This is a genomic window from Pseudomonas sp. lyk4-R2A-8 (genome assembly GCF_030209095.1).
Classification (GTDB): Bacteria; Pseudomonadota; Gammaproteobacteria; order Pseudomonadales; family Pseudomonadaceae; genus Aquipseudomonas; species Aquipseudomonas quebecensis.
In genome coordinates, this window is record NZ_JARVSS010000002.1 from 450,428 (window position 1) to 462,393 (window position 11,966).

The window sequence follows — 11,966 nt, forward strand, 5'->3', positions numbered from 1 at the left end:
AAAATCGGCAAATCACAAGTGAAGGCGCCAGATAGAGCATTGCCGTGCCCGAACGGGCACGGCGAAGGGGGTCAGAGTGTAGACAGGAACGTGCTGTTGTTAGCCTGCCATTCAATGATGTCAACGCGGATACGTTTCTTGTCGAGTTTGCCGACACTGGTCTTGGGAATTTCCGTAACAACGGCGATCTGACTCGGAATCGCCCACTTGCTCAAGTGCCCCAATTCCACGAACGGCTTGAGATGTTCCTTCAGCTCGCGGGCACCCATCACATGGCCCTCGCGCATGACCAGCAAGGCAAACGGGCGCTCGCCCCACTGCGGATCGGCGATGCCCACCACCGCTACTTCGCGTACCGCCGGATGACGGCTGACCAGGTCTTCGAGGGCCAGGGACGAGATCCACTCACCGCCGGTCTTGATCACATCCTTGATGCGGTCGCGGATATCAATCACCCCAAAGGCATCCAGCGTGGCCACGTCACCGGTGTGCATCCAACCGCCCGCCCACAGCTCGGCGCCCTTTTGCGGCTCCTTGAAATACCCTTCGGTCAGCCACGGCGCGCGCAGCACCAGCTCGCCCTGAGACTCGCCATCGGCCGGCAGGAAACGGCCCTCGGCGTCGATGATCGCTGCGTCGACCAACGGCCCCGGTACGCCGGCCTTGATGCGATAGGTAATGCGTTCGTCGTCGCTGCCGGCCAGCAGCTCCTCATTGAGGTGTGCACAGGACACCAGCGGCCCGGTCTCGGACATACCGTACGCAGCGGTCAGTTGAATCCCACGGGCCTTGGAAGCTTCGTACAGCGAACGATTCAGCGCACTGCCACCGATGACGATTTTCCAGCCGGCAAAATCCACCCCTTGAGCGGCCTTGGTGTTGAGCACCATCTGCAGGATGGTCGGCACGCAATGGGAGAACGTGACCTTTTCCTTGCGCCACAGCTCCACCAGCAATTGCGGGTCGTAGCGGCCGGGGTAGACCTGCTTGAGGCCGAGCATGGTGGCCACATACGGCAAGCCCCAGGCGTGCACGTGGAACATCGGCGTGATCGGCATGTACACGTCGTTGGTGCCCAGCAGCCGCACGCTGTCGACGCTGCCCATGATGGTCGCCACCCCGATGGTGTGCAGCACCAGTTGGCGATGGGTGAAATACACACCCTTGGGGTTACCGGTGGTGCCGGTGGTGTAGAACGTGGTGGCGACGGAGTGCTCGTCGAAATCCTGAAAGTCGTAGTCGGGGCTGGCGGCGGCCAGCAGGGTTTCGTACTCGCCGACCAAGTCGGGCAACTCGGCGGTTTTGGCTTCGCCATCGGTGAGCAGCAGCGTTTTGTCCACCGTGGTGAGCTGCCCGGCGATGGCTTGATAGAGCCCGACGAACTCGCTGTTGACCAGCACGAACCGGTCCTCGGCGTGGTTCATGGTGTACAGGATCTGTTCCGGCGACAGGCGCACGTTGATGGTGTGGATCACTGCGCCGATCATCGGGATGGCGAACATGCATTCCAGATAGCGATGGCTGTCCCAATCCATCACCGCCACCGTGTCACCGGCCTTCACACCGGCCTCGGTCAACACATTGGCCAGACGCGCGACGCGCTCGATCAGGGTTGGGTAGGTGTAGCGCAATTGGTCGCGGTAAACGATTTCCCGGGTCTTCTCGTAACGGGTGCCTGACATCAACAGGCGCTTGATCAACAGCGGGTATTGGTACGCACCTTCGGCGGGCGGGATAACACGGGTCTGCAACATACGAATCCCTTTTTATGACTGCACGGTCTTGGCTTGAAGACCTGCACTGTAGAGACGTTGTGTTGGCGCTAAATCAGCCAAAGGAATGATTTGCAGACCTCAGCAAATGCTAGCTTTGCGCCAGCATTTGCACAGAACCTGAGCCTGTCCACGTGGGTGGGCCAGTGTTATTTCATGCTGGTAAACGCCAGCTTCACACCAATGGCAATCAGCACAGCGCCCATGGTCCGATCGAACCAATGGCCCATGCGCGCGAAGCCGGCGCGAACGCGTTGCTGGCTGAACAGCATCGCCACCAGGCAGAACCAAAGCGCCGTCGCCACCGCCAGGTACACGCCATAGCCGGCCTGCACCGCCAACGGCGTGTGCGGATTGATCACCACGGTGAACAACGAGAGAAAGAACAACGTGGCCTTGGGGTTCAAGCCATTGGTCACGAAACCGGCGGTGAAGGCGCCGCGCGGGGTGCGCTCGCCCGCTTCGCGGTGCAGTTCGCCCTCGGCGGCGGGTTTGGCCGGTTGCGCGCGCAGGGCCTTGAAGCCGATGTACAGCAGGTAGGCAGCCGCGGCCCACTTGAGCGCGTTGAACAGCACGATGGACTGAGACACGATCAGACCGATCCCCAGCAACGAATAACCCACATGCAGGAAAATCGCCGAGCCCACGCCCAGGGCCGTCCAGGTGCCGGCGTGGCGACCGTGGGTCACGCTCTCGCGCACCACCACGGCGAAGTCCGGGCCGGGGCTGGCCACGGCCAACAAGTGAATCAAGGCAACGGTCAAGAACTCGGCGAGGTACATGCGCACTCCAGTAAGTAACTGATTATTTCATCTGATAGGCTCGGCAGATTACGCCTTCGAACCCTGTCGCAAAAGGTACAGTTGATGACGAACAATCGCCGCGCCGTCTTCCTTGATCACCCGTCCCTCGACCTTGGAGATCTCGACCTCAGCCACTTGCGAAACAGCTTCAGTGAGTTGCAGCTGTTTTCGGACACAACGCCGCACAATCTGCTGGAGCGCCTGCAGGGTGCCCAGGTAGTCATCAGCAACAAGATCGCGCTCACCGCACCAACACTGGCGACCTGCCCCGAACTCAAGCTGATTCTGGTATCGGCCACCGGCACCAACAACGTCGACCTCCAAGCCGCCCGCGCCCATGGCATCACCGTAAGCAACTGCCAGGGCTATGGCACACCGTCGGTGGCGCAGCACACGCTGATGCTGCTGCTTAACCTGGCGACGCGGCTGAAGGACTACCAGCGGGATGTGGCCGCCGGCAAATGGCAGGAGGCCAAGCAGTTCTGCCTGCTGGACCATCCGATCATCGAACTGCAAGGCAAAACCCTCGGCCTGCTGGGCCGCGGCGAACTGGGCAGCGCCGTGGCGCGCCTGGCCGAGGCCTTCGGCATGCGCGTGGTGCTGGGCGCGATTCCAGGGCGCCCTGCCCGCGCCGATCGCGTGCCGCTGGATGAGCTGTTGACACAGGTCGACGCGCTGACCCTGCACTGCCCGCTCAACGAGCACACCCGCGACTTGATCGGCGCCCGCGAATTGGCGCTGCTCAAACCCGGCGCGCTGGTGGTCAACACCGCGCGTGGCGGCTTGATCAACGAACAGGCGCTAGCCGATGCGTTGCGCAGCGGGCACCTGGGCGGTGCGGCTACCGACGTATTGAGCGTGGAGCCGCCGGTCAACGGCAATCCGCTGTTGGCCGGCGATATCCCGCGCTTGATCGTCACCCCACATAACGCCTGGGGCAGCCGCGAAGCGCGCCAGCGTATCGTCGGCCAACTGGCGGAAAACGCGCGGGGCTTTTTCAGCGGCGCCCCGCTGCGGGTTGTGAGTTGATAAACTGCGCCCCTTTTCAAGGAGCAGACCATGGATCCGCGCAGTGAAGTACTGCTTCGCCAGGCCGAACTTTTTCAGGGCAACCTGCTGCTGGTGGGCCTGCCCGCCGACGACCTGCTGGGGCGCCTGCCCAATGCCCACGGTTGGTGCTGGCATGCCGGCGACCAGGCGGCGCTCGACGCGCGCTTCCCGCAGCGCAGCCAGTTTGGGGTGAATGCGCCGGAGCGCGGGTTCGATGCGGCGGTGATTTTCCTGCCCAAGTCCAAGGACCTCACCGACTACCTGCTCAAGGCCGTGGCTGCGCGCCTGCCCGGCGCCGAACTGTTTCTGGTGGGTGAGAAAAAAGCCGGCATCGAAAGTGCCGCCAAGCAGATGATTGCCTTGGGCAAACCGCGCAAGCTCGACAACGCGCGACATTGCCAATTGTGGCAAGTCACCGTGGCCAATGCCCCGCAGGCGGTGGCATTGGAGAGCCTGGCACAGACGTTCGACGTACCGCTGGCCGAAGGGCCGTTGAAGGTGGTGAGCCTGCCGGGCGTGTTCAGCCACGGCCGCCTGGATCGCGGCACCGAGTTGTTGCTGGCGCATCTGGATAAATTGCCGAGCGGTCATCTGCTGGACTTTGGCTGTGGGGCCGGCGTACTGGGGGCCGCAATCAAACGCCGCTATCCGCATAACACTGTCACTCTGCTCGACGTGGATGCTTTCGCCGCCGCCAGCAGCCGCCTGACCCTGGCCGCCAACGGCCTGGAAGCCGAGGTGCTGACCGGCGATGGCATCGACGCCGCGCCGATGGGGCTGAATGCGATCCTGAGCAACCCGCCATTCCATGTGGGCGTGCATACCGATTATTTCGCTACCGAGAATTTGCTGCGAAAAGCAGCGAAACACCTGGCAAAAAGTGGCGAACTTCGGCTGGTGGCTAACAGTTTCCTGAAGTACCAGCCACTGATCGAAGAACATCTGGGCGTATGCGCAATCAAGGCCGAGGGCAATGGATTTCGCATCTATCGCGCCAAGCGCGGTTGATCGAGGTTTGAAAAAGAACGCTTGCCCAATGGCATTTGCCTAGGCAGAATCCGCTCCGTCCTAGGGGAGTAGTCTCCCACGAGCGCCACGCTCGTCCGGCATACGTCAACATACTTGGTCAGCAGACCATGGCGTATGCGACCCAGGAGTCCGCACAGACGGACCGGGGTTTGACAAGACCTATGACACGCACACCTTACCCGGGGCGGGAAGGCTGTACGTGTCATAGCCGTGTCGACCCGCCCCTGGAAACCTACCTGATGCTGGATTCACTGCTCGTCCCCACCGCAATCGTTGCCCTGGCCGAAATCGGCGACAAGACGCAACTGCTCGCGCTCATCCTGGCCGCTCGCTTTCGCAGACCCTGGCCGATCATCGCCGGCATCGTCGCCGCCACCCTGGCCAACCACGCAGCCGCAGGTGCCGTGGGCGCCTGGTTTGGCAGTTTCTTCTCGGACGCGGTGCTGCATTGGATCCTCGCGGCCAGCTTCTGCGCCACCGCGCTATGGACCCTGGTGCCGGACAAACTCGACGATGACGAAGCCAGCACTTCCCGCAAGTTCGGGCCTTTCGTGACCACGCTGATTGCGTTCTTCCTGGCTGAAATCGGCGACAAGACCCAGATCGCCACCGTGATGCTCGCCGCGCAATACCCGGAGCTGTGGCTGGTAATTATCGGTACTACCCTGGGCATGCTGATTGCCAACGTGCCGGTGGTGCTGGCGGGGAATTTTGCCGCGGAGAAACTGCCGCTGACCTTGATTCGCCGACTCGCCGCCTCGGCATTTTTCATCCTGGCGATCGTGGCGGTGTACAAGGCCATGCAGAGCAGCGGCTGGATCTAGGGACCTAAGACTGCAAAGCCAATCCAATGTGGTATGGGGCTTGCCCCTTCCCACATTGGATCTTCATCAGGCTTTAGGACTTCTTAGCCTGCTGGTAGAGCGGCATGACCTTGGGAATGGCTGCCTGCAGCGAGGCGATGCGGCTGTCGGAGGCCGGGTGAGTGCTCATGAACTCCGGCGGAGCGCCTTCGGACGCCTTGGCCATCTTGTTCCACAGCGTGATCGCGGCGTTCGGGTTGTAGCCGGCGCGGGCGGCCAGCTCCAGGCCAATCAGGTCCGCTTCGTTTTCGTTACTGCGGCTGTTGGGCAAGGTCATGCCGTAGTTGGCCACGGTGTCTGCCAGTGCCAGGCTGTCCTGCCCCAGGCCGAACAGCGCGCCGGCGCCTTGCTTGGCCATTTCGATGCCGTAGGCCTTGGACATGGCTTCGCGGCCATGCTCGCGCAGGGCGTGGGCGATCTCATGGCCCATTACCGCCGCCAGTTCGTCATCGCTAAGCTTGAGATTGTCGATCAGCGCGCTGTATACGAAGATCTTGCCGCCAGGCCCGCAGTTGGCGTTCATCTCGTCGCTCTTGATCAGGTTCACTTCCCAGTTCCACTGCGCCGCATCCGGGCGGAAAGTAGGCGCCTGGGCGATCAGACGCTTGGCGATGGCCTGCACGCGCTTGGCGTTGGCGCTGGTCTTGTCCAACTGGCCCTTGCTGCTGGCTTCGCCCAGGGTCTGCTGGTAGGACTGGGCATACATCTGGTCGACTTCCTGGCTCGACAGCATGCTGAACATGTACTGCTTGCGCTCAACGCCGACGGCGCCGCCGCTGGTGGTGTTGACCGATTGACACCCGGCCAGCAGGACCGCTGCCGCCATTACACTGACCGCCAGTGATTTCTTCATCAATACACTCTCCCTGAAAAGACGACCTGAAAACATGGCGCGTATCGTAGGCGCTCGCGTGTATCGGCGCTAGATACACCAGACGTGTAACCGCTGAATTTCGGATACATCTCACACCTGCGGCTACGGCAGCGACCATTCCATTTGCGACAACCGACGGCCTTTTGAGCGGCAGTCGCTCATGCCCTGCGCGCCTGCGGCCGATACATAAAGGCAGCCCGTCTCTTCTGCGCTTGGAGTGCTCATGAAATTCAAGTCAATTCAGTTTTCCGTCGCCGCGCTGACCGGGGCCATTGTGCTGACCGTGGTCGCGGTGCTGGTGGCCTATGCCGTCTTCGCGGGTGCGCGCACCCAGGAGATGGTGCAGCAGCGCACCCAGGCGCAGTTCGAGCAGATCGTGGAGCAGCGCCTGACCGCCCTCGCGCAGACCCAGGCGACCCTGATCCAGCGGGAGCTGGAGGCGCCGCTGGTAACCGCCAAAAGCCTGGCCACCGCCAACGCCCTGCTCGCCATGAAAGACGCCAAAGGCGAACCCGCGTTGCAGGTCGGCCGTGAACAACTGATCAACCTGCTGCATGAAACGGTGGTGCGCAACCCGAAAATCCTCGGTGCCTACATCGGCTGGGAACCCAACGCGATCGATCATAACGACACCGCCTACGTGAACAGCCCCATCGTCGGCATGGGCGCCGACGGCCGCTTTATTCCGTGGTGGTACCGCAACGCCGATGGCAGCCTGGGCTTGGATAAACTCGCGGACGTGGCCGACCAGAAAATGCTCTCCACCGGCGTGCGCGCCAGCGAATACTACCTGTGCTCCAAGGAAAGCCAGAAACCCTGCGCCATTGACCCCGCCCCTTACAAGGTCGGCGACGTCATGGTGATGCTGGCGTCGTTTATCGAACCGATCATGGTCGACGGCAGGTTCCAGGGCATCGTCGGCGCCGATCTGTCGGTGAACTTCATTCAGGACATGCTCACCAGCGCCGACCGAGCCCTCTACGGCGGCGCCGGCGAACTGGCGCTGATCTCCAGCAACGGCCGCCTGGTGGCTTACACCAAGGACGCCGGCAAGCTCGGCGAAAAGGCCAGCGACCTGCTCGACGCCAGCGAACTGGCCGGCCTCAGCCAGCTCAAACCCGGCGAAGTGCGCTACACCATTGACCGTGAGCATGGGCATATCGAGTTGTTCCTGCCCTTCGGTATCGGCCAGACCGACGCGCGCTGGACTCTGATGATGCAACTGCCATTGGCGGCGGTGATGGCCGACGCGCAGACACTGCAAAGCGACCTGCAGGCCCAGCGCGAGACCGACACTGTCGGCATGGCGATTGTGGGCCTGGTGGTGGCCGGGCTCGGGCTGCTGGTGATCTGGCTGGTGGGCCACGGTATCGCCCGCCCGCTCAAGCAGATGGTGGCCATGCTCAACGACATCGCTCAAGGCGAAGGCGACCTGACCCGCCGCCTGACCAGCGACCGCGCCGACGAACTGGGCGCAATCGCCAGCGGTTTCAATACGTTCCTGATCAAGTTGCAGGGCATGATTACCCAGGTGGTGAGTTCGGTGCAGAAAGTCAGCGATTCATCGGAGCACACCGCCGATATTGCGATTCGCACCAACCAGGGCGTGCATAAGCAGATGGTGGAAATCGACCAGGTCGCCACCGCCGTGCACGAGATGACCGCCACTGCGCAGGATGTTGCGCGCAACGCCACCCAGGCCGCGCAAGCCGCCAGCCACGCCGACCAGGCCGCCAGCCAGGGCATGCGCATTGTGCGCGACACCTCGGCGTCCATCGGCGTACTGGCCGAGGAAATCGGCAAGGCCGTGGCGGTGGTGCAAACGCTGGCCAAGGACAGCGAAAACATCAATGCCATCCTTACCGCCATTCGCGGTATTGCCGAACAGACCAACCTGCTGGCGCTGAACGCCGCCATCGAAGCCGCACGGGCGGGCGAGCAAGGCCGAGGCTTCGCGGTGGTCGCCGACGAGGTGCGCAACCTGGCGCAGAAAACCCAACAGGCCACCGAAGAAATCCAGAGCATGATCCAGCAGTTGCAACAGGGCACGCGGGAAGTGGTGCGGGTGATGGAGGACAGTCAGAACCGCACCGACGAAAGCGTGCAACACGCGGCCAAGGCGGCCGAAGCGCTGGAGACCATTACCCAGGCTGTGTCGGTGATCAACGACATGAACACTCAGATCGCCAGTGCGGCCGAGGAGCAGAGCGCGGTGGCCGAGGACATCAATCGCAACGTGATCAATATCGGCCAGGTGGCCAATGAAGTGGCGGGCGGCGCGGACGAATCCAGCGCGGCCAGCGCGGACTTGACCAAACTGGCGGAACAGCAGCGGCGGTTGATCAATCAGTTCAAGGTGTAGGGCGCGTCGACAGGCTCATGCCGGGGTCAGGCACTCCGGCCCATTGAGTTTGGGATCGTTGATCAGGTTGGCCAGGACCCGCTCGCGCAACGCGCTCGGTTCGCTGGCCAGCAATGCCTGCAACACGGGCAGCGGCGTGTCAGCGTTGAGCCAGGCCGCCTGCCCGGCCGCATCCAGGATCAACGGCCGGCGCTGACTTTGCGCGGCCTGCGTCACCACCGCCGTACTCAGCCACACCTGTTCCTGCACCGGATAAGCTTCCCAGATCGCGGCGAAAAACACGCTGGAGCCCTCCCCCGGTGTCAGCCAGTAGGGGCGCTTGCGCTGCGTGCCGCGCCATTCGTAAAAGCCATTGGCCGGCAGCAGGCAACGGCGCTGACGAAAGGCTTCGCGGAACATCGGTTGCTCGGCCACGGTTTCGGCGCGGGCATGGGCCGGGGTGCGGGACATATCGGTGAGCCAGGGCGGCGTCAGCCCCCAACGGGCGCGGGCCAGAGTGAGCTGCTCGCCTTCCAGGCGCTGGATCAGTACCGAGTCATTCGGGGAGATATTCCACTGGGCCTGCTGGTCGGCCGGAAAGCCCGGCAAGGCAGCGAAGGCAGGATTCCAGCGAAACAGGGCATAACGTCCACACATGGGGCAACACGACTCTTGGGTAAACCGGCCGACAGCCTAACAGACCAGCACGTCGGGGAAGCTGTCGGGTTCATCGCCGGGCATCGGTTGCGCGCCGATATAGGCCGTGATCAGTTCGCGCGCCTGGAGCGCTTGGTCGTTATCCACTTCCAGTCCCAGCAGGCCGAAGATCGGCAATTCGCCGGTGCCGCCCAGTAAGTGTCGACCCACCAGGTGCGCCTCGATGCCCTCGCTGGCGAGCATCTGTTGCAGCAACTCGCCTTCCATCAGGTTTTCGGGTTCATAGATTCGCTGCATGGGCGTACCTGTTATTCGTTCTCGGCGCGGGTTTCGAGCATCCACTCTTCACCATGCACCTGCAGATTGAAACTGATCGGCCTGCAGCATACCTGGCAGTCTTCTATGTAGGTCTGGTCGCCGCCGGACAGATCCACCGACGTCTCGACCGACTCGCCACAATAAGGGCAATCGTACAGCGCAGATTCCAGCATGGCAGCCTCCAAGGTGACTTGTGCGTATAATCGCCGGTCTATTTACAGGGCTATTCTCGGCCGGACCCATTCCCCGGACCGCACCCTGGCATTTCCTTTACTTACCCTAGCCGTTTCTAACAAGAGAGCATGATGGGCGAATTCGATACCATCCGACCTTACAACGACAGCGAAGTCCCGGCGGTGCTGGCGCGGCTGTTCAGTGACAAGGCCTTTCTGGACATCCTGACCCACTTCCGCTTTCCACGCTTTGCCGGCACCCTGGGCTGGCTGCTCAAGCCGATGATCGCCCGCAAACTGCGCCGTGAGTTCGCCGGCGTCACTACCGTGGCGACGCTGCAGGATAAAGTCGAGTATTACGTCGACCACACCATCGACCGGGCGACCGACGGCGTGACCTACACCGGCGTCGAGCAGCTCAAATCGGGCACCGCCTACCTGTTTCTGGCCAACCACCGCGATATCGTGATGGACCCGGCCTTCGTCAACTACGCCGTGTACCACGCCGGCCTGCCGACGCCGCGCATCGCCATCGGCGACAATCTGCTGCAAAAGCCGTTCGTCAGCGACCTGATGCGCTTGAACAAGAGCTTCATCGTGCACCGCTCCATCACCGGGCGAAAGGAAAAGATGGCGGCGTTCAACCTGCTGTCGGCTTACATCAATCATTCGATCCGCAACGACGGGCAGTCGATCTGGATTGCCCAGGCTGAAGGCCGTGCCAAGGATGGCGACGATCGCACCGAATCGGCGATCCTCAAGATGTTCCACGTCAGCCGCAAGGACGAGCCGTTCGCCGAAGTGATCCAGTCGCTGAACCTGACGCCGGTGTCCATCAGCTACGAATACGACCCCTGCGATGCGGCCAAGGCGCGCGAATTGTATATCCGCGCCACCACCGGCACCTACTGCAAGGCGCCAGGCGAGGATGACGTGAGCATTGCGCTGGGCATCACCGGCTACAAGGGCCGGGTGCACATCAACTTCGCGCCGCCGATTACCGAGCGATTCGAAGACACCAAGGTACTGGCGGTGGAAATGGATCGGCAGATTCTCGGCGGCTATCGCCTGTTCCCGGTGCACTACCTGGCGTATTCGCAGTGGAGTGACGCCGACCCGCAGCTGGCGGTGCCGAGGGCCGAGGACCTGTTTCCTGCCGACGAACTGGCCAAGGCGAAAGCCGAGTGGGAGCGGCGCTTGAGCGAATGCCCGGCGGAACACAGGCCATTCCTGGTGGTGCAATACGCGACGCCGGTGCGCAATCAGTATCGGGTCAAGGCTGGGATCCCGCTCTAAACACTTACTTTGCGGTGTTCTAAAGGTGCGTGCTGATCCACGAGGTCAGCAGTGCCAGCCCAAGGCAGGCGAGCCCGATGCGGTAGGCCTGCCGGTGCGCCCGCTCGGTGCGCACATCCAGAAACAGCATTGGCTGGTCGATTGCGCGTTCTTCGCTTTGCGCGGTCAGCTTGGCCATGGCGCGGCGCTCGCGCAGGCGGGTGACGAACAACAGCGCGGCGCCTGTGCAGGCGACAGCCAGCGCAACAGCGTTGATCAGTAGTGCGGGCAGTGCCATCGCAAACCTCGGTGAAACGTTGCCTGGGTAACCGTTTGGATACAACCTCACGCGCACCTCGCCGGCTGCGCCTGTAGGGTCGCGCCCCATGGACGGCTAATCTATCCAGTAATTCAGTGCGTCACCTGAACGTCACCTTAACAGTCCACTCTGTTGCCCTTCGAACGCTCAGGAGCTTGCCATGCTGCACGCACAAAACCAGGACCGGCTGTATCTGATCGCCCAAAGCGACGAACAGGAGGCGCTGATCGACAGCCTGGCGTTCAACGTTCAGGACCGTCATTGGCTGGTGTATTGCGCCCTCGGCGGACACCAGCACGCGGACTTGCCGGAGACCGATCAGCTGACCGGCGTCAGCCTGCTGGACTTTTTTATCGACACGGCAGCCTGAAAGCGCAGGCGAAAAAAAACCGGGCCAGTTGAGCCTAATGCCAGTCAGTTAAGGAGGAACACTGTAACTGTGGTAATGGAATGGACGCCCCCTTCCTAACGGCATCTATGTGCCAAAATTAA

General features: G+C 62.2%; 13 protein-coding genes, 1 pseudogene and 1 riboswitch. Of the genes and pseudogenes, 7 read left to right on the forward strand and 7 right to left on the reverse strand.

Features of this window, described 5'->3' with window-relative positions:
- Nucleotides 1-71 precede the first annotated feature (71 nt).
- A complete protein-coding gene (locus QRN10_RS03295; RefSeq protein ID WP_181078582.1) occupies nucleotides 72-1,754 on the reverse strand; it encodes a fatty acid--CoA ligase in 1,683 nt (560 codons plus the stop codon).
- Nucleotides 1,755-1,921: 167 nt separating this feature from the next.
- Nucleotides 1,922-2,554 (reverse strand): LysE family translocator, encoded by a 633-nt coding sequence (locus QRN10_RS03300; RefSeq protein WP_285427835.1) that lies wholly within the window; start codon nucleotides 2,552-2,554, stop codon nucleotides 1,922-1,924.
- Between the two features lie 84 nt (nucleotides 2,555-2,638).
- On the opposite strand from QRN10_RS03300, the gene QRN10_RS03305 reads away from it, so the two are divergent.
- The 3 genes from QRN10_RS03305 to QRN10_RS03315 all read left to right on the forward strand — a co-directional run bounded on the left by QRN10_RS03305 (nucleotide 2,639) and on the right by QRN10_RS03315 (nucleotide 5,478).
- Nucleotides 2,639-3,604: a 2-hydroxyacid dehydrogenase gene (locus QRN10_RS03305; protein ID WP_253510505.1), complete on the forward strand. Its 966-nt coding sequence runs from the start codon at nucleotides 2,639-2,641 to the stop codon at nucleotides 3,602-3,604.
- 30 nt (nucleotides 3,605-3,634) lie between these two features.
- Nucleotides 3,635-4,633 (forward strand): methyltransferase, encoded by a 999-nt coding sequence (locus QRN10_RS03310; protein ID WP_285427836.1) that lies wholly within the window; start codon nucleotides 3,635-3,637, stop codon nucleotides 4,631-4,633.
- A 50-nt stretch (nucleotides 4,634-4,683) separates the two neighbouring features.
- Nucleotides 4,684-4,805, forward strand: a riboswitch (yybP-ykoY riboswitch).
- Nucleotides 4,806-4,893: 88 nt separating this feature from the next.
- Entirely contained in the window at nucleotides 4,894-5,478 is a 585-nt protein-coding gene (locus QRN10_RS03315) for a TMEM165/GDT1 family protein (protein ID WP_285427837.1), read from the forward strand.
- A gap of 73 nt (nucleotides 5,479-5,551) precedes the next feature.
- On the opposite strand, the gene QRN10_RS03320 is transcribed toward QRN10_RS03315, so the two are convergent.
- Complete coding sequence (locus QRN10_RS03320; protein ID WP_181078590.1) at nucleotides 5,552-6,370, reverse strand: M48 family metallopeptidase; 819 nt, start codon at nucleotides 6,368-6,370, stop codon at nucleotides 5,552-5,554.
- Nucleotides 6,371-7,694: 1,324 nt separating this feature from the next.
- Between QRN10_RS03320 and QRN10_RS25225 the strand changes: the two are divergent.
- Both QRN10_RS25225 and QRN10_RS25230 read left to right on the forward strand, forming a co-directional pair.
- Nucleotides 7,695-7,895, forward strand: a pseudogene (locus QRN10_RS25225) (HAMP domain-containing protein); the annotation flags it as partial.
- A 114-nt stretch (nucleotides 7,896-8,009) separates the two neighbouring features.
- Nucleotides 8,010-8,753 carry a methyl-accepting chemotaxis protein gene (locus QRN10_RS25230; RefSeq protein WP_375139329.1) on the forward strand — a complete coding sequence of 248 codons (744 nt, stop codon included), beginning with the start codon at nucleotides 8,010-8,012 and terminating at the stop codon, nucleotides 8,751-8,753.
- 15 nt (nucleotides 8,754-8,768) lie between these two features.
- Here QRN10_RS25230 and QRN10_RS03330 read toward each other — a convergent pair whose 3' ends face one another.
- The 3 genes from QRN10_RS03330 to QRN10_RS03340 are packed head-to-tail and all read right to left on the reverse strand — an operon-like array spanning nucleotide 8,769 to nucleotide 9,880.
- On the reverse strand, nucleotides 8,769-9,389 hold the full coding sequence (locus QRN10_RS03330) for an SOS response-associated peptidase (protein ID WP_285427838.1): 621 nt from the start codon (nucleotides 9,387-9,389) through the stop codon (nucleotides 8,769-8,771).
- Between the two features lie 36 nt (nucleotides 9,390-9,425).
- Nucleotides 9,426-9,686, reverse strand: coding sequence for a putative signal transducing protein (locus tag QRN10_RS03335; protein ID WP_253510501.1), 261 nt, complete (start codon nucleotides 9,684-9,686; stop codon nucleotides 9,426-9,428).
- An 11-nt stretch (nucleotides 9,687-9,697) separates the two neighbouring features.
- A complete protein-coding gene (locus QRN10_RS03340) occupies nucleotides 9,698-9,880 on the reverse strand; it encodes a CPXCG motif-containing cysteine-rich protein (protein ID WP_253510499.1) in 183 nt (60 codons plus the stop codon).
- 132 nt (nucleotides 9,881-10,012) lie between these two features.
- Between QRN10_RS03340 and QRN10_RS03345 the strand changes: the two genes are divergently transcribed.
- Nucleotides 10,013-11,176 carry a 1-acyl-sn-glycerol-3-phosphate acyltransferase gene (locus QRN10_RS03345; RefSeq protein ID WP_253510497.1) on the forward strand — a complete coding sequence of 388 codons (1,164 nt, stop codon included), beginning with the start codon at nucleotides 10,013-10,015 and terminating at the stop codon, nucleotides 11,174-11,176.
- A gap of 19 nt (nucleotides 11,177-11,195) precedes the next feature.
- Here the strand turns inward: QRN10_RS03345 and QRN10_RS03350 are convergent, their stop codons facing one another.
- A complete protein-coding gene (locus QRN10_RS03350; RefSeq protein ID WP_253510495.1) occupies nucleotides 11,196-11,453 on the reverse strand; it encodes a hypothetical protein in 258 nt (85 codons plus the stop codon).
- A 181-nt stretch (nucleotides 11,454-11,634) separates the two neighbouring features.
- Here QRN10_RS03350 and QRN10_RS03355 point away from each other — a divergent pair, with 181 nt between their 5' ends.
- Nucleotides 11,635-11,844, forward strand: a complete 210-nt coding sequence (locus tag QRN10_RS03355) for a hypothetical protein (RefSeq protein ID WP_181078604.1) — start codon at nucleotides 11,635-11,637, stop codon at nucleotides 11,842-11,844.
- Nucleotides 11,845-11,966 lie beyond the last annotated feature (122 nt).